Source organism: Bacillus sp. N3378-2at (genome assembly GCF_033412715.1).
Lineage (GTDB): Bacteria > Bacillota > Bacilli > Bacillales > Bacillaceae > Bacillus > Bacillus subtilis.
On the sequence record NZ_CP117986.1, the window covers coordinates 3,284,188 to 3,301,263 of the forward strand.

Here is a 17,076-nt window from a genome sequence, read left to right on the forward strand (position 1 = left end):
AATACAGGGCAAATAAAAAAATAGGCTTCCGTACCTCCGCCGGCAGCCTATTGAAACAATGAAAACTTAGATTATTTGTATTTCTTTTTGACTACCCAGCAATTGCCGTCTTTCCAGTATTCTTTTTTGCTGTCATAATCATCGTGTCTTTTGTAGTCGTCGCAGTGGTGGTGCGGTTTTTTGTAGTATTTCTTATGGGAACGATAAGATTTTTTGTGTGTACGGCATGACTTCTTATAGCTGCGAGATTTTTTGTAAGAACGGCAAGATTTTTTGTAGCTGCGAGATTTTTTGTAAGAACGGCAAGATTTTTTGTAGCTGCGAGATTTTTTGTAAGAACGGCAAGATTTTTTATAGCTGCGAGATTTTTTGTAAGAACGGCAAGATTTTTTATAGCTGCGAGATTTTTTGTGAGAACGGTACGATTTTTTGTGGCTGCGTGATTTCTTGTGAGAGCAGTATGATTTTTTGTGGCTGCGAGATTTTTTGTGAGAACAGAATGATTTTTTGTGACTGCGAGATTTTTTGTGAGAGCAGTATGATTTTTTATGGCTGCGAGATTTTTTGTGAGTGCGGTGCGACTTTTTATGACTGCGTTTTTTTCCATGAGGCTCTTGGTATAAATAATCCTTTAAACCTTCTTTTTTTGCGGATTTCACCGCTTCTTTGATGTCAGAATGGGAATAGTGGCCCAATTTGAAATCCTCCTTTTAAAAATGATGTTAAGGATGAAGATCCTTACTACCCTCATAGTACGCGCGGTTTTAAAAAGTGTATAAGTGTTCCGCTGAGATCTTATAAAAATAAAAGCCTAAAATTTGTAAGGAGGATTATGGATGAAGAATCAATCCAATTTACCGCTTTATCAGCTGTTTGTTCATCCAAAAGATTTGCGTGAATTAAAAAAGGATATATGGGACGATGATCCGGTGCCAGCTGTGATGAAGGTAAATCAAAAAAGGCTGGATATCGATATCGCTTATCGGGGATCACATATCAGAGACTTCAAAAAGAAGTCATACCATATTTCCTTTTATCAGCCGAAAACATTCCGCGGCGCGCGAGAGATTCACTTAAATGCGGAGTATAAAGACCCTTCCTTGATGAGAAACAAATTGTCTCTGGATTTTTTCTCGGAGCTAGGGACACTGTCTCCAAAGGCAGAGTTTGTGTTTGTAAAGGTGAATGGGAAGAATGAAGGGGTTTATCTTGAACTTGAATCCGTAGATGAATATTATTTGGCGAAAAGGAAGCTGGCTGATGGCGCGATTTTTTACGCGGTGGATGATGATGCTAACTTTTCTCTGATGAGCGATTTGGAAAAGGAAACGAAGACGTCGCTGGAGCTTGGATATGAAAAGAAGACAGGGACTGTGGAAGATGATTTTTATTTACAGGATATGATTTTTAAAATTAATACTGTCCCTAAAGCTCAGTTTAAGTCAGAAGTGACAAAACATGTGGATGTCGATAAGTATTTGCGCTGGCTTGCCGGTATTGTATTCACCTCGAACTATGATGGATTTGTCCACAACTACGCATTATACAGAAGCGGGGAAACCGGATTATTTGAGGTGATTCCTTGGGATTATGATGCGACCTGGGGCAGGGATATCCATGGAGAGCGGATGGCTGCCGATTATGTAAGAATTCAAGGATTTAATACACTAACCGCCCGGATATTGGATGAATCCGAGTTTCGCAAGTCCTACAAGCGCCTGTTAGAAAAAACGCTCCAATCTCTTTTTACGATAGAATATATGGAACCGAAAATAATGGCGATGTATGAGCAGATTAGGCCTTTTATCTTAATGGACCCATATAAAAAGAATGATGTTGAGCGTTTTGACCGTGAGCCGGATGTGATTTGTGAGTATATTAAAAACCGTTCACAATACCTTAAAAATAATTTAAGTATTTTATGAATGTGTGAAAATAGGTATTCTGCTGAAAAAGCGACAATTAGGCTATTGAATTAGTTCAACAAATAAACGTGACACGTATATATGCAATATGTTTATCATCTATGTATAAGTGACTAGGAGGAACTTGAATGAGCAAGAGAAGAATGAAGTATCATTCAAATGATGAAATATCTTATTATAACTTTTTGCATTCAATGAAAGATAAAATTGTTACTGTATATCGTGGAGGTCCGGAATCTAAAAAAGGAAAATTAGCTGCTGTAAAATCAGATTATATTGCTTTACAAGCTGAAAAAAAAATAATTTATTATCAGTTGGAGCATGTGAAAAGTATTACTGAGGATACCAATAATAGCACCACAACAATTGAGACTGAGGAAATGCCCGACGCTGACGATTTTCATAGCTTAATCGGACAATTAATGAACCAATCAGTTCAATTTAATCAAGGGGGTCCGGAATCTAAAAAAGGAAGATTGGTCTGGCTGGGAGATGATTACGCTGCGTTAAACACAAATGAGGATGGGGTAGTGTATTTTAATATCCATCACATAAAGAGTATAAGTAAACATGAGCCCGATTTGAAAATAGAAGGACAGACGCCATCAGGTGTCTTGGAAGCTGATTATTTAAGCGAGGTTTTTAAGAGTCTGACTCATAAATGGGTTTCAATTAATCGTGGAGGTCCGGAAGCCATTGAGGGTATCCTTGTAGATAATGCCGACGGCCATTATACTATAGTGAAAAATCAAGAGGTGCTTCGCATCTATCCTTTTCACATAAAAAGCATCAGCTTAGGCCCAAAAGGGTCGTACAAAAAAGAGGATGAAAAGAATGAGCATCAAAATCAGGAAGACAGCGATGATACAGATCAAAAAGAAGAAGTGTACAGCAGTTCGTTAATTTCTTCAAAGCCATATAGCTCATCAAGTTCATCAAAATCATCTAAACGATCACTAAAATCTTCAGATTATCAGTCATCAAAATCATACAGCTCATCAGGTTCAAAGAGTTCATCAAAATCATCTAAACGATCATCAAAATCTTCAGATCATCGATCATCAACATCATACAGCTCATCAGGTTCAAAGAGTTCATCAAAATCATCTAAACGATCGCCAAGATCATCAGATTATCAATCATCAAGATCACCAGGTTATTCAAGTTCAATAAAAAGTTCAGGAAAACAAAAGGAAGATTATAGCTATGAAACGATTGTCAGAACGATAGACTATCACTGGAAACGTAAATATTAATAGATAATGGAGGAGCATCAGATTAAGTGATGCCCTTTTTCAGTTAAAGGAGGAGAATCGTGAAAGGTTTGAATCAATTCCTTAACACAGATGTTGAGGTTGTCATTTCAGGAGATACAAGGTTTGTCGGCACCCTCATAGATATCGGACAGGATATTTTTGTTATTTTTGATGGCTGCAATTATCTTTATATTCCCTTGTTGCATCTTCATCAAATAAACAAGGCGAAAATAATGACCAGTACTGAGAAGCCATTTTTGATCAATCCGGAAGATCCAATGATAGAGGCAGAAACTCTAGCTTTTTCATATAGAAATACATTAAACAAGGTCAAAGGCCAGTTTATTGAAGTTTATGTAACTGGGGGTCGATCGATCCATGGGTATGTTACAAATGTTTTAAACGATTATATTGTATTTTTCTCACCCGTATTTAAAATACTTTTTATATCTATGCATCATTTAAAATGGTTTACCCCTTATTCAACTGAACAAACACCGTATACTCTTGACAACTCACAATTGCCGGTCGTGCCTTCCAAAGTTCCTCTTGTGCGTAATTTTGAGGAGCAGATCAAAAAAAATATTGGTGAATTGGTCATATTTGATATGGGAGAGGTGCCAGAAAAAGTCGGACTATTAAAGGGTGTCTCTAATAATATCATTGAGCTTATTAACGCAAGTGGAGAGCCAGTCATTTGGAAGTTAAATCATCTAAAGACAATGCATCTTCCCTAGTGTATACAAAACTGCCCTCTTGAATAGCAGAAGGCAGTTTTTCGTTTCATACTGAACTAAAGAAATAACCAACTGATCCAAAAATATAAACATGTTAACGTAAAAAGAACAGTCAGCGGAATGATGATAATGGTCGTTTTTATATATTCGCCCCATGAAATACTTTCATCATGCTGTTTTAATATATGCATCCAAATAAGCGTTGCTAAGGTTCCCATAGGTAATAATAATGAACCGATATCACTGCCGATAATATTTGCCAAGTAGATGATTTTTGTTGTTGAAGGATTCAGGGTCATTTCAGTTAAGGTAAAAGTACTGATCATTAACGCTGGATGGTTGTTAAAGAGATTAGAAAAAACTGAAGTAGAGATACCTGATGCGAAAGTTGCATGGGCGAGGCTTCCAGAAACCACAGGTTCAAAATAATTCACAAGTAACTCTGTGAATCCAATATTATGCAGACCATAAATTAAGACATACATAGTAAAAGCGAATATAAAAATGTGCCAAGGCGATTTATATAACAAGTCTTTTGGGGAGGTTTTGAAATAAATCCATCTCCAGCTCAACAGGATAAAAGATCCGATGACAGCGACTAGAGGAACAGAAATACCGGTATATGATGCTGCAAATAGACTCATTCTGACGAGAAAAACAAATGCAAGCACAAACAACATGATTTTTGTTTGATTTCGTTCTGGTAAAGGAGCTGATGGCGAATGAAGAGGATGGTACCTTCTATGCCGCAGAGACTGAAAATGGCTCGGTATATCTGGCAGGCTCTTGGGAAGACGTTTATAAAAGAACATAAACAGTAGACAAGTCATAAAAATGAGTCCCATCATACTAGGGACAAACATCATGGCAGTGTGAAGATATAGATCCATTCCAATGATTTTGAGAGAAATTAAATTAACAATATTACTTACGCCAATCGGTGCGCTAGAGGCTGTGGCTATTAAAACACCGCTTAATAAATATGGGGTTTTTTGATGTTTTTTTAAACCTAAATATTTTAGTACAAGCAAAAGGATTGGAGTTGTGATCAAAATGCTCCCATCATTATTCAGGAAAATGGTCATGAGAAAGCAGAGCAAATTGGTTAGCCAAAAAAGCTTGATGCCTGAACCCTTGGATTGTTGGAGCAGTTTTGCAGCCACCCAATAAAAGAAACCAAAGCTTTCTAGTGCAATGGCCATAATCATAGTGGCAAGGATTGTAACCGATGCACCCGTGACTTTTGTTCCGATTTCCCCTAAGTCTGCCAATGACACACTTCCGCACAATAAAACCATTAAAGCACCAAATGTGGCGGGGATAGCTTCATTTAGTCCTTTTGGTCTCCAGAAAATAAAAATCATTGTTACGAAAAAAGCGAGCAATGTGAATATGCCGGTGAACTCAATAATTTACTTCACCTCTCTATCTTTCATTTTTAAAATCAAACTAATGTCCTGCGCTTACTAATGTCCTTGCCAACTATTTGTACTGTATGTATACGTATACTGATATGAAGTTGTACTAAGCGATTATATTAAATTAATAAAATTTCCATAAGAATCCCAAAAGAAAAAAGAGATTGCAAGTATCGTTCATGTACCTGCATCACTCTCTTTAGTTCTTGTCTGCTGACAATTTGAAATATGAATAAAATGCTTTATAAGCGGATTATGATTGTCTTTGCGGTAAGCGATAACCCATTCGGCATTAAGCTGTATTTGGTCCATTTTTCGATAAGTAACATCCAAATTAAATAATTTTTTGGCTGAGGAAGGAACAAATGTCATACCAATTCCGGCGCTGACTAAACCAATCACCATTTGATATTCTGTGGCTTCCTGGACAATGTTGGGTCTGAAGCCCGCTTGTTCACAGAACTGAATAAAATCCATGTATAGAGTAGGCCATGCTTCTTTAGCAACAGTAATAATTGGTTCATCTCTTAAATCCTCAATCGTAATTGATTCCTTAGAAGTCAATGGGTGTTGCTTAGGCAAAGCTAAAACACAAGGGCTGCTTTGGGCGGTTTCGATATGTAAAGCTGTATGCTGTAAGGGAGGATGAAGTATACCAATATCAATGTTGCCCTTTAGTAGCTCCTCTTGCTGCCTAGACGAGGATATTTCACGCAGTTCTATTTTCACACATGGGAATTTTTTACGATATTCCCGGACAATCGGCGGCAGAAATTCATATGTAGCTGATCCGACAAAACCGATTACGAGAAGGCCTTGCTCGCCGCGGGCCGTCCGCTGTGCCAGTTCAATTCCTTGTCCGATTTGCATCAAGGCCATGCGGCAATGATTTAAAAAGATTTCTCCTGCTGCGGTAAGCTCGACAAATCGTTTTGTCCTTTTCAGAAGCGTAACTCCGACTTCTTCCTCCAGCTGTTTGATCTGCTGGCTGAGAGGAGGCTGCGTCATGTTCAGCCGCCGGGCAGCCTTTCCGAAATGAAGCTCTTCGGCTACTGCGATAAAGTATTGAAGATGGCGAAGCTCCATTCAATATGCATTCCTTTCCATAGGTTAATAATTCGTATTACATATTAATCATAAGGCGAATCGATATTGGAGGTCAATTTCCAAAGAGTGTATAGTGAAACTTATCACAAGATATTTAAAATTTTACGTTTAAAATGCATAATAAGGAGTGAGGGTGTTGACAAAAGCAACAAAAGAACAAAAATCCCTTGTGAAAAACAGAGGGGCGGAGCTTGTTGTTGATTGCTTGGTGGAGCAAGGTGTCACACATGTATTTGGCATTCCAGGTGCAAAAATTGATGCGGTATTTGACGCTTTACAAGATAAAGGACCTGAAATTATCGTTGCTCGGCACGAACAAAACGCAGCATTCATGGCCCAAGCAGTCGGCCGTTTAACTGGAAAACCGGGAGTCGTGTTAGTCACATCAGGACCGGGTGCCTCTAACTTGGCAACAGGCCTGTTGACAGCGAACACTGAAGGAGACCCTGTCGTTGCGCTTGCTGGAAACGTGATCCGTGCAGATCGTTTAAAACGGACACATCAATCTTTGGATAATGCGGCGCTATTCCAGCCGATTACAAAATACAGTGTAGAAGTTCAAGATGTAAAAAATATACCGGAAGCTGTTACAAATGCGTTTAGGATAGCGTCAGCAGGGCAGGCTGGGGCCGCTTTTGTGAGCTTTCCGCAAGATGTTGTGAATGAAGTCACAAATACGAAAAACGTGCGTGCTGTTGCAGCACCAAAACTCGGTCCTGCAGCAGATGATGCAATCAGTGCGGCCATAGCAAAAATCCAAACAGCAAAACTTCCTGTCGTTTTGGTCGGCATGAAAGGCGGAAGACCGGAAGCAATTAAAGCGGTTCGCAAGCTTTTGAAAAAGGTTCAGCTTCCATTTGTTGAAACATATCAAGCTGCCGGTACCCTTTCTAGAGATTTAGAGGATCAGTATTTTGGCCGTATCGGTTTGTTCCGCAACCAGCCTGGCGATTTACTGCTAGAGCAGGCAGATGTTGTTCTGACGATCGGCTATGACCCAATTGAATATGATCCAAAATTCTGGAATGTCAATGGAGACCGGACAATTATCCATTTAGACGAGATTATCGCTGACATTGATCATGCTTACCAGCCTGATCTTGAATTGATCGGTGACATTCCGTCCACGATTAATCATATCGAACACGATGCTGTGAAAGTGGAATTTGCAGAGCGTGAGCAGAAAATCCTTTCTGATTTAAAACAATATATGCATGAAGGTGAGCAGGTGCCTGCAGATTGGAAATCAGACAGAGCGCACCCTCTTGAAATCGTTAAAGAGTTGCGTAATGCAGTCGATGATCATGTTACAGTAACTTGCGATATCGGTTCGCACGCCATTTGGATGTCACGTTATTTCCGCAGCTACGAGCCGTTAACATTAATGATCAGTAACGGTATGCAAACACTCGGCGTTGCGCTTCCTTGGGCAATCGGCGCTTCATTGGTGAAACCGGGAGAAAAAGTGGTTTCTGTCTCTGGTGACGGCGGTTTCTTATTCTCAGCAATGGAATTAGAGACAGCGGTACGACTAAAAGCACCAATTGTACACATTGTATGGAACGACAGCACATATGACATGGTTGCATTCCAGCAATTGAAAAAATATAACCGTACATCTGCGGTCGATTTCGGAAATATCGATATCGTGAAATATGCGGAAAGCTTCGGAGCGACTGGCTTGCGCGTAGAATCACCAGACCAGCTGGCAGATGTTCTGCGTCAAGGCATGAACGCTGAAGGTCCTGTCATCATCGATGTCCCGGTTGACTACAGTGATAACATTAATTTAGCAAGTGACAAGCTTCCGAAAGAATTCGGGGAACTCATGAAAACGAAAGCTCTCTAGCACTCTGCGCATCACGACACTGTTTTATGAACAGCACTAAATAAAAGGAGTGAAGGGAAATATGAAACGAGAAAGCAACATTCAAGTGCTCAGACGCGGTCAAAAAGATCAGCCTGTGAGCCAGATTTATCAAGTATCAACAATGACTTCTCTATTAGACGGAGTATATGACGGAGATTTTGAACTGTCAGAGATTCCGAAATATGGAGACTTCGGTATCGGAACCTTTAACAAGCTTGACGGAGAGCTGATTGGGTTTGACGGCGAATTTTACCGTCTCCGTTCAGACGGAACCGCGACACCGGTCCAAAACGGGGATCGTTCTCCGTTCTGTTCATTTACGTTCTTTACACCGGACATGACGCACAAAATTGATGCGAAAATGACACGCGAAGACTTTGAAAAAGAGATCAACAGCATGCTGCCAAGCAGAAACTTATTTTATGCAATTCGTATTGACGGATTGTTTAAAAAGGTGCAGACAAGAACGGTAGAACTTCAAGAAAAACCTTACGTGCCAATGGTTGAAGCGGTCAAAACACAGCCGATTTTCAACTTCGACAACGTGAGAGGAACAATCGTAGGTTTCTTGACACCAGCTTATGCAAACGGAATCGCCGTTTCAGGCTATCACCTGCACTTCATTGACGAAGGACGCAATTCAGGCGGACACGTTTTTGACTATGTGCTTGAGGATTGCACGGTTACGATTTCTCAAAAAATGAACATGAATCTCAGACTTCCGAACACAGCGGATTTCTTTAATGCGAATCTGGATAACCCTGATTTTGCGAAAGATATCGAAACAACTGAAGGAAGCCCTGAATAAAAGAAAAAAGAAAGCCCCTTTTACAGGGCTTTCTTTTTATTTGGCTCTTTTCCTGATTTTAGATAAAATAACATCAAAACAGTAAAGGTGTGGTCTGATGAAAATATTGGTTTTGGCAGTTCATCCTCATATGGAGACCTCAGTTGTCAATAAGGCGTGGGCTGAGGAATTGAGTAAACATGACAATATCACAGTACGGGATCTTTATAAGGAATACCCGGATGAAGCGATAGATGTTGCGAAGGAACAGCAGTTGTGCGAGGAATACGATCGGATTGTCTTTCAATTCCCGCTATATTGGTACAGCTCTCCGCCGCTCTTGAAAAAATGGCAGGATCTTGTGCTGACTTATGGCTGGGCTTTTGGTTCAGAAGGAAATGCCTTGCATGGCAAGGAGCCGATGCTGGCTGTATCAACAGGGAGCGAAGCGGAAAAATATCAAGCGGGCGGAGCAAATCATTACTCGATCAGTGAGCTATTGAAACCATTTCAGGCCACGAGTAATCTGATCGGTATGAAGTATCTGCCTCCATATGTGTTCTATGGCGTGAATTATGCAGCTGCAGAGGATATTTCACACAGTGCAAAACGGTTAGCCGAATACATTCAGCAGCCTTTTGTTTAAAAGAAAGCCCTGTCGAACATACGGCAGGGCTGTATTTGTTTAAAAATCCGGCAGCTCAGACAGGTTATTTTCCTTGATGCCGTCCGGTTCACTTCGCAAAATGTCACGCCCGTATTTATGGAAGACATCAACATGAGCGAGTTTTCCTGATTTTGCTTCTGACAGCGCAGTAGGATAGTCGAGCTCTCTTCCTGTATTGGTTTTCACTGCGATAATATTGTCTTCCTCGTTTCTTCTAACCGCAATAATTTCTTCTTTTCCAGATGGAACATTTTCTTGATCGACAGTTGTTTGCCGGGCTTTATACGATTCATATGCTGCTTCAAATTGATCCATATTTACACCTCCGCTTTTTAGCGTGAACAAAAATGTCGATGATCATGTAAGGTTTCGACACAGCATACGACAATATTTCCTGAGAAATATCTTGGGAATGTGACAAATCAATTCATAATAAAAGGGATTCCGCATAAATGCGGAATCCCTCTCAGTTATTTTGTCATGTGTAAATCCTTTGTTTTCATATAACCTGTCGCACCGCCGTAATCAACGAATACCCAATCAAAATCAAAACCGCCTTTATTCGTTTTACTCCAGCCTAAAAAAGAAACGCTTGTGTCTGCTGGAAGAGTCTTAATGCTCTTTCCGTCAGCGGATGTGTATACTTTCGTTTTTGTTTTGGTTTTTACTGTTGTTGCTGCTTTTACAATATAATGAGTGGAGACAAAGCCTGTTTTTCCGTTTTTATAATGAACCTTTGCCCAGTCAGCATTTGAGAAGGAAATCAGCTTTAGGCTATCTCCTAAGTGCAGCGTATCGGCTTTCTGGCTTGATGCGGAAGGCTTCGTTCTGACATTTAGAGCCTCTGCTGATACCAAATAAGAATCAATCGGATAACTGTATAAATCATCAATGCTTACCGTTGTTTCTGGCTGTTGGGCATAGATCGTTCCAGCGCCGCCTGCAGTAGCCGCAGTCATTCCAGCCGCAAGTGCTAATGTTGAAAATAGTTTTGTTGGTTTGTTCATGCCGTTCCTCTCCTCACGTAAGAGAAATAATTCATTCTATAACTCTATTCACGTTATCGCAGGTTCCTAAACATCAGACAATTATTTTTGTGTTTCTAGTTTGAGAGGCGCGGATATTGTTTTTTGCACTTTTTTTCCGTGCAAAATATCATCTGCTGCTTCTGTAGCCAGTTTACCGATTAATTCAGGCTGCTGAGCTACGGTGGCTGACAGCTTTCCGTCTTTAATGGAAGCGAGCGCGTCTTTATTGCCGTCAAAGCCGATTACCAATATGTCTTTTCCCGAGCTGTTAATTGCTTCGAGAGCACCGAGCGCCATTTCATCGTTGTGAGCAAAAACAGCTTGGATATCAGGATGTCCCTGCAGCAGGTTTTCCATGACAGTCAGGCCTTTCGTGCGGTCAAAGTCAGCTGATTGTTTTGTGACAACATGGAGCTTTTGGTCTGCGATGTTATGAAATCCTGAGCCGCGTTCCCGTGTGGCAGATGCGCCGGGGACGCCTTCAAGCTCTGCCACCTTTGCTCCTTTTCCAAGTTTATCGGCAATAAACGCCGCGGCCATTTCACCGCCTTTTACATTATCGGAAGCAACGAGAGTTTCAACTTTTCCTTGTTCGGCAGATCGATCGATTGTTACGACGGGCACACCGACTGCGTTTGCAGATTCTACTGCCGTTGAGATCGCCGAAGAATCAGTCGGGTTGATTAATAATGCATCAACACCTTGCTGAATTAAATCTTCCACGTCACTCGTCTGTTTCGATGAATCATTTTGTGCATCAACAATGATCACTTTCATTCCCCGTTTTTCAGCTTCTTTTTCGATACCCTTTTTTAATGAGACAAAAAAAGGATTATTAAGCGTTGAGACGGACAAGCCGATGGTGAAATCCTTTTTGTTCCCCGAGTTTGAAGGCTTTGCCCATTGGGGAGGCTCAAGCGAACAGGCGGTTAACAAAAATAATGATAACGTTAAAATGACGGATACTGCCTTTTTCATCTGAAAACCCTCCTATGCTGACTTCTTGCGGTCTAACAATACCGCAATTAAGATGACAATCCCTTTGACAACCAGCTGATAAAATGATGAGACGCCAAGCAGATTAAGCCCGTTATTAAGTGTGCCGATGATCAGCACCCCGATTAACGTGCCAACAATGCGTCCTCGGCCGCCGGAAAGACTTGTTCCGCCTAAGACGACTGCCGCGATAGCATCAAGTTCGTACGATTCCCCCGCAGTCGGCTGGGCCGAATGCAGGCGGGAAGTCAATATGGCACCTGCAAGAGCGGATAAAAGCCCGGCTAAAGAATAGATCATCACTTTCACGCGCGTCACTTTGATGCCTGAAATGAGAGCGGCTTTTTCGTTGCCGCCGATAGCGTACGTTCGGCGGCCGAATGGTGTTTTATGAAGAAGCACCCAAAGGATGACAAAGGCAAGAACCATCGTAATCGCCGGTACAGGAATGCCTAAAAAGTAACCGCATCCGAACATCTGAAAAGCGTAGTTTGTGCCAAGTCCGGTAATCGGATTTCCATCTGTATACACTAGCGTCAGTCCGCGAAACACAGTCATGGTCGCAAGCGTGGCGATAAAGGGCGCCATTTTTCCTTTAGTAATCAATAATCCGTTGATCATGCCTAGTACGGCACCAATGATACAGCCAAGGATGATCGCGAGAACCGGATCAACACCGGATACAATCATTCCCGCAACTAAAGCACTTGACAGGGCAAGAATAGCGCCGACAGAAAGATCAATGCCGCCTGTCAAAATGACAAAGGTCATCCCGAACGCGATTAATCCGTTAATGGCGACCTGTCGAAGCAGGTTTAAAATATTCAGCGGTTCAAGAAAGCTTGGATTTAAAATAGATACAATGATAACGAGAATAAATAAACCAAGAAACGGGCCGAGTTTTTGCATGACTCCGTCGAAGTGAATCCGTTTTTGTTCTGTTTGCAGTTGTTCCGTTTTCATATTACCGCCCTCCCGTGGCAAGTGTCATAATTCGTTCTTGTGTTGCTTCTCGCGCATGGATTTCTCCGCTGATTCTGCCTTCATGGACAACGATAATCCGATCGCTCATTCCCAGAATTTCAGGCAGCTCTGATGACACCATGATGATAGCGACGCCGCGTTCGGTCAGCTCATTCATCAGCGTATAAATCTCTCGTTTGGCGCCAACATCCACACCTCTGGTTGGCTCATCCAAGATAAGCACTTTCAGTCCGATGCCGATCCACTTGGCTATCACCACTTTTTGCTGGTTTCCACCTGACAAATGGCGTGCGTGCGTTTCCGGTGATGCTGTTTTGATAGTGAGGCGTTTAATTAACAGATCGACAAACTCAGCCTCCCGCTTGTGATCAATGAGCCCCTTTGGTGAGAAGCTGGACAGATTGGGCAGGGCAATATTTTCGCGGATCGAGGTGTCGAGCAGGAGCCCTTCATCCTTGCGATTCTCTGTAATAAAGCCGAGACCTTTTTTCACGGCTTCCTGCGGGTTCTTAATAGCCGTTTTTTTCCCAGCGATCCATATCTCACCCGTGTCCAGCCTGTCAACGCCGAACAGCGCTCTCATCATTTCTGTACGGCCGGCTCCCATCAATCCTGAAACACCGACGATTTCACCGGACCGAACATAAAAGCTGACATCTTCAAAACTCCCTTTTACAGAGGCATTTTTCACCTCGAATACTTTGTCACCGAGAGAAGGAGTGCGTTTTGGATATCGTTCAGTCAGCTCCCGTCCGACCATTTTTTTGACGACGTCATCAAAATCAGTTTCTGAGATGTTTGTTGTATCCACCGTTTTTCCGTCACGCATGATGGTAATTCTGTCGCAAATCGCAAAAATTTCTTCCATGCGATGCGAAATATAGACAATGGAGACGCCGTTCTTTTTTAACGCTGTAATGACCTCAAAGAGCTTGCTGATTTCACGTTCAGTCAACGCTGCGGTCGGTTCATCCATAATGATTACCTCGGCATTTGTCATAAGCGCTTTTGCGATTTCGATCATTTGCTGCTGTCCGACAGAACATTCGCCGGCTTCTTGATCGAGAGAAAGAGAGACAGAGAGTTTGTCAAATTGCTCTTTTGCTAGCGCTTTCATTTTTCTTGTTTGTAAAACGCCCAGCTTGGAGGATATCTCTTTACCGATAAATAGATTCTCCAGAACAGTCATTTCCGGCCAGATATTCAATTCCTGATGGATAAAGGCTATTCCATGCTGTTCTGCTTCTTTCGGATTGGAAAAATACGTTTCGTTTCCGTTTATGCTGATTTGACCTTGATCCGATTTGTGCAGGCCTGTCAGAATGTTCATAAGCGTGGACTTGCCGGCGCCGTTTTCTCCCATTAACGCGTGAACCTCGCCAGGTAAGAGCTGAAAAGAAACGCCTGATAGCACCTGGTTTTTTCCGAATGCTTTATGAATGTCTTTCATTTCAATCTGCATGTTTCCTCCTCCTTTCTAGAAAAGCACACCCGCCTGCAGGATGCAGTTGGCATACTGTGTGAATTCTCCTGTTCTTATGACTGCCTTTGCTTCTTTTGTCAGCAGCTTAAACTCCTCGTGAGAAAGGTATTCAATCTCTTGTTCAGAGAAAAGATTTTCTAGAAATCTCGCATTCTCCTGATTGGATGCTTTTATTTCAGCTGCAGCAATGACTTTTTCGACCGCCATTTCCTCAGCCAGTACTGCCGCTGTATCTTGGAAAGCCGGAAGGCCCGGCTTCAGTGAAAGATCAATTTTCAAAACGCCGTCGGGAACCGGCAGTCCGGCATCCGCGATGACAATTTTATCAGTGTGGCCAAGGTCTGCTAAAATCTTGGCAAGATGGCTGTTCAGTATACCGTGTTTTTTCATGACAGCAGCTCCTCTACTTCATTTCTTGTCGGCATTCCGCCTTGGGCACCGAAGGAACAGACAGAAAGGGAAGCCGCTCGATTGGCAAACCGCAATGCGGCTTCAATATCTTTTCCCTCAGCCAGGGCCACGGCAAATGCTGCGTTAAACGTATCACCGGCTCCGGTTGTATCAACGGGCTCAACAGGGAAGGACGGGATGAGCACTTCTTTGCTGCCAGCCGAATAGCGGACGCCTTGTTTTCCTTCCGTAATAAAGAGCTTTGCCGGATAAAGCGCCAGAGCTTCAGAAGTGGTAAGATCAGGGAATAAAATCGAAGACTCGTGTTCATTCGGCGTCAGATAGGTGGCGTGATCAATGGTTTCCTGCTTGAGCGGGCGGGCCGGTGCCGGGTTTAGCATGATCGGGATATCGAGAGAATGGCAGTATTTGCACACCTCATCAACCGTTTCTTCTGGGATTTCCTGCTGAATCAGCACCATATCGACCTTTTCAATCTGTTCAAGCGCTTTTAACGCATACGCTGGGGTGATGTCATCGTTCGCGCCTTTGACAACGACAATGCTGTTGTCACCTTCAGCAAGCACAATATGAGCGGTTCCGCTTTCCGTATGTGTAACCGGTTCCATATAGTCAGTGCAAACGCCGTTAGCTTTGAGATTATTCAATATAGCTGTTCCATAATGATCGTCTCCAACCTTGCCGACCATAAACACTTGCGCCCCAAGTCTTGCTGCGGCAACGGCCTGATTTGCTCCTTTGCCGCCCGGCACAGTCTGAAATGACGTGCCAAGAACCGTTTCACCGGCTTTTGGGCGTTTGTCCGAGGTGACTACTAAATCCATAGAACAGCTACCAATCACACAAATATTACGCATCGTAATCTTCCTTTCTTGTCGTCTTTCTTCCTATATAGGTGACAGGCATTTGAATTGCCGTTTCTGCCAGCGGCTGTTTTTTGATGATGCCCAAAAGCAGTTTGGCAGCTTCTCTTCCCATATCATATGCGGGCTGTTTAATTGTAGAAAGTGGCGGGAACAGAAGTCCGCTTTGCGGAATGTCATCATAGCCGATAATTTGAATGTCCTCCGGCACGTTTTTTCCGCGCCGCAATGCTTCATGTAAAACGGCAGCGGCTTGAATATCATTACTCGCGATTACACCATCTGTCGCTGGATAAGCGGCAAACAGCTCCTTCGCCATCGATTGTGCATCTTTAATAGAAAATGAAGCGGTCTCAATGACCTGAAACTCAACTTCAGCCTGCTTTAAGATTTCCAAAGCGCCATTAAAGCGGTCTTGAGCGGTCGGCAGGTGAGCGGGTCCTCTCAAGAGCGTAATGCGCTGGCTTTTTCCGTGAATGATAGCCTGAGCGGCTAACTTTCCTCCTGTATAGCCGTCACTGGACACAGAAGGAGCCCCTTCCAGTGTTCTGTCCAGAAAAACAACGGGATAATTCATGCCGCTGTATTCCTCGAGATCCGGGTAATTCGTTGCGGCAATAATGCCTGCGACATGATTTTGCTTAAAGGTTTGAAGGTATTCAAGTTCTTTTTTCAATTCCTCGTCACTGTTGCCGAAAATAAGGCGATAGCCTTCCCGGTTCAATTCATCCTCCGCACCGCGGGCAAGCTGGGGGAAGAAAGGGTTTGTGATATCCGGGAGCAAAAGTCCGATCAGTCGGGATTCTCTTTTATATAGAGATCTGGCAACTTCATTCGGGTAATAGTTCAGCTTCGCCATCGCCGCTATGACACGCGTTCGCGTTACTTCGTGTACATAGCCGTTATCATTCAGGACGCGGGAAACCGTCGCAACTGAAACGCCCGCCGCTCCGGCGACATCTTTAATTGTAGCCAAAACAGCTCCTCCTTGTTTATGTAACCGTTTACATAGATAGATTATCATGAACAATCCGAAGTTAGCAATAAAAATATCAAAAGAAATCTAATTGTAAATTGTATATATAATTGAGAAATTTAAGGTTTTCACTCTTTTTTTGACAAAGTCTTCACAAATATGGATGAAGATTTCTTGAACAAATATTAAGTTTTATTAAAATTGTTTCAAAGTCATGCGTTTAGACCTGTAAATGGTGAGAAACAGAAAAGACTATCATCCCAGAAAATGTTTAATTATGTTAGAGAATTCGGACTCGTATGTTTAGCGTTTTCATCTCGAACCTCCTTAGTCATTTTGGAATGGGCCTAATATTGCTTATTCCATGCAGAAAGGATGACATTATGACCTTGTCCTTAAGACAGGATAAAATTATTTTGTGTTCATAAGAACCGGAAACACGCATGATAGCAGGAAATGCTTGATAACACAGGCTGAAAAAAAGATTGATTTGAAATGCATATTAAATACAAACAGCAAGATGTGACTATACGTCCAGAAGGATATCAGGAGAAAAATAAAAGCGCAT

17 protein-coding genes are annotated in these 17,076 nt (G+C 42.2%); 6 read left to right on the plus strand and 11 right to left on the minus strand.

Translation table 11 applies throughout. From position 1 onward, the window contains the following. Positions 1-71: 71 nt before the first annotated feature. Positions 72-695, minus strand: a complete 624-nt coding sequence (gene cotG, locus PUN35_RS17630) for a CotG/ExsB N-terminal domain-containing protein (protein ID WP_072592564.1) — start codon at positions 693-695, stop codon at positions 72-74. Positions 696-836: 141 nt separating this feature from the next. Between cotG and cotH the strand changes: the two genes are divergently transcribed. From cotH to PUN35_RS17645, 3 genes are all read left to right on the plus strand, one after another. Next, a complete protein-coding gene (gene cotH, locus PUN35_RS17635; RefSeq protein ID WP_014481118.1) occupies positions 837-1,925 on the plus strand; it encodes a spore coat protein CotH in 1,089 nt (362 codons plus the stop codon). Between the two features lie 128 nt (positions 1,926-2,053). Continuing rightward, on the plus strand, positions 2,054-3,181 hold the full coding sequence (locus tag PUN35_RS17640; protein WP_033881785.1) for a hypothetical protein: 1,128 nt from the start codon (positions 2,054-2,056) through the stop codon (positions 3,179-3,181). Between the two features lie 59 nt (positions 3,182-3,240). After that, positions 3,241-3,918, plus strand: coding sequence for a DUF2642 domain-containing protein (locus PUN35_RS17645; RefSeq protein ID WP_014481116.1), 678 nt, complete (start codon positions 3,241-3,243; stop codon positions 3,916-3,918). 56 nt (positions 3,919-3,974) lie between these two features. On the opposite strand, the gene PUN35_RS17650 is transcribed toward PUN35_RS17645, so the two are convergent. Beyond that, entirely contained in the window at positions 3,975-5,303 is a 1,329-nt protein-coding gene (locus PUN35_RS17650) for an arsenic transporter (RefSeq protein WP_014481115.1), read from the minus strand. Between the two features lie 210 nt (positions 5,304-5,513). After that, the gene (gene alsR, locus PUN35_RS17655; RefSeq protein WP_014481114.1) at positions 5,514-6,422 is read right to left on the minus strand and encodes an acetoin biosynthesis transcriptional regulator AlsR; all 909 of its coding nucleotides are present in this window, start codon (positions 6,420-6,422) and stop codon (positions 5,514-5,516) included. 157 nt (positions 6,423-6,579) lie between these two features. On the opposite strand from alsR, the gene alsS reads away from it, so the two are divergent. From alsS to PUN35_RS17670, 3 genes are all read left to right on the plus strand, one after another. Then, positions 6,580-8,292: an acetolactate synthase AlsS gene (gene alsS, locus PUN35_RS17660; RefSeq protein ID WP_014478171.1), complete on the plus strand. Its 1,713-nt coding sequence runs from the start codon at positions 6,580-6,582 to the stop codon at positions 8,290-8,292. Between the two features lie 61 nt (positions 8,293-8,353). After that, the gene (gene budA / locus PUN35_RS17665) at positions 8,354-9,121 is read left to right on the plus strand and encodes an acetolactate decarboxylase (protein ID WP_014481113.1); all 768 of its coding nucleotides are present in this window, start codon (positions 8,354-8,356) and stop codon (positions 9,119-9,121) included. A gap of 97 nt (positions 9,122-9,218) precedes the next feature. Beyond that, positions 9,219-9,746: an NAD(P)H-dependent oxidoreductase gene (locus PUN35_RS17670; protein WP_014481111.1), complete on the plus strand. Its 528-nt coding sequence runs from the start codon at positions 9,219-9,221 to the stop codon at positions 9,744-9,746. A 39-nt stretch (positions 9,747-9,785) separates the two neighbouring features. Here the strand turns inward: PUN35_RS17670 and PUN35_RS17675 are convergent, their stop codons facing one another. From PUN35_RS17675 to PUN35_RS17710, 8 genes are all read right to left on the minus strand, one after another. Further along, positions 9,786-10,082, minus strand: coding sequence for a DUF3892 domain-containing protein (locus PUN35_RS17675; RefSeq protein WP_003227867.1), 297 nt, complete (start codon positions 10,080-10,082; stop codon positions 9,786-9,788). Between the two features lie 155 nt (positions 10,083-10,237). Next, positions 10,238-10,774, minus strand: a complete 537-nt coding sequence (locus PUN35_RS17680; protein ID WP_014481110.1) for an SH3 domain-containing protein — start codon at positions 10,772-10,774, stop codon at positions 10,238-10,240. An 81-nt stretch (positions 10,775-10,855) separates the two neighbouring features. Then, positions 10,856-11,773, minus strand: a complete 918-nt coding sequence (rbsB, locus tag PUN35_RS17685) for a ribose ABC transporter substrate-binding protein RbsB (protein ID WP_014481109.1) — start codon at positions 11,771-11,773, stop codon at positions 10,856-10,858. A 12-nt stretch (positions 11,774-11,785) separates the two neighbouring features. Next, complete coding sequence (gene rbsC, locus PUN35_RS17690) at positions 11,786-12,754, minus strand: ribose ABC transporter permease RbsC (protein WP_014481108.1); 969 nt, start codon at positions 12,752-12,754, stop codon at positions 11,786-11,788. 1 nt (position 12,755) lies between these two features. Further along, positions 12,756-14,237: a ribose ABC transporter ATP-binding protein RbsA gene (gene rbsA, locus PUN35_RS17695; protein ID WP_014481107.1), complete on the minus strand. Its 1,482-nt coding sequence runs from the start codon at positions 14,235-14,237 to the stop codon at positions 12,756-12,758. Between the two features lie 15 nt (positions 14,238-14,252). Continuing rightward, on the minus strand, positions 14,253-14,648 hold the full coding sequence (gene rbsD / locus PUN35_RS17700) for a D-ribose pyranase (RefSeq protein WP_014481106.1): 396 nt from the start codon (positions 14,646-14,648) through the stop codon (positions 14,253-14,255). After that, positions 14,645-15,526: a ribokinase gene (rbsK, locus tag PUN35_RS17705; protein ID WP_033881776.1), complete on the minus strand. Its 882-nt coding sequence runs from the start codon at positions 15,524-15,526 to the stop codon at positions 14,645-14,647. Before rbsK ends, rbsD begins: the two co-directional genes overlap by 4 nt. Beyond that, positions 15,519-16,508, minus strand: coding sequence for a LacI family DNA-binding transcriptional regulator (locus PUN35_RS17710; RefSeq protein ID WP_014481104.1), 990 nt, complete (start codon positions 16,506-16,508; stop codon positions 15,519-15,521). Before PUN35_RS17710 ends, rbsK begins: the two co-directional genes overlap by 8 nt. Positions 16,509-17,076 lie beyond the last annotated feature (568 nt).

What these genes read in the sequence shown, in the direction of transcription:
- cotH (WP_014481118.1), top strand. Translation starts at nt 837, where the DNA reads ATGAAGAATCAATCCAATTTACCGCTTTATCAGCTGTTTGTTCATCCA.
- budA (WP_014481113.1), top strand. Translation starts at nt 8,354, where the DNA reads ATGAAACGAGAAAGCAACATTCAAGTGCTCAGACGCGGTCAAAAAGAT.
- PUN35_RS17680 (WP_014481110.1), bottom strand. Translation starts at nt 10,774, where the DNA reads ATGAACAAACCAACAAAACTATTTTCAACATTAGCACTTGCGGCTGGA.
- rbsK (WP_033881776.1), bottom strand. Translation starts at nt 15,526, where the DNA reads ATGCGTAATATTTGTGTGATTGGTAGCTGTTCTATGGATTTAGTAGTC.
- PUN35_RS17675 (WP_003227867.1), bottom strand. Translation starts at nt 10,082, where the DNA reads ATGGATCAATTTGAAGCAGCATATGAATCGTATAAAGCCCGGCAAACA.
- PUN35_RS17670 (WP_014481111.1), top strand. Translation starts at nt 9,219, where the DNA reads ATGAAAATATTGGTTTTGGCAGTTCATCCTCATATGGAGACCTCAGTT.
- alsR (WP_014481114.1), bottom strand. Translation starts at nt 6,422, where the DNA reads ATGGAGCTTCGCCATCTTCAATACTTTATCGCAGTAGCCGAAGAGCTT.
- rbsB (WP_014481109.1), bottom strand. Translation starts at nt 11,773, where the DNA reads ATGAAAAAGGCAGTATCCGTCATTTTAACGTTATCATTATTTTTGTTA.
- PUN35_RS17640 (WP_033881785.1), top strand. Translation starts at nt 2,054, where the DNA reads ATGAGCAAGAGAAGAATGAAGTATCATTCAAATGATGAAATATCTTAT.
- rbsA (WP_014481107.1), bottom strand. Translation starts at nt 14,237, where the DNA reads ATGCAGATTGAAATGAAAGACATTCATAAAGCATTCGGAAAAAACCAG.
- rbsC (WP_014481108.1), bottom strand. Translation starts at nt 12,754, where the DNA reads ATGAAAACGGAACAACTGCAAACAGAACAAAAACGGATTCACTTCGAC.
- rbsD (WP_014481106.1), bottom strand. Translation starts at nt 14,648, where the DNA reads ATGAAAAAACACGGTATACTGAACAGCCATCTTGCCAAGATTTTAGCA.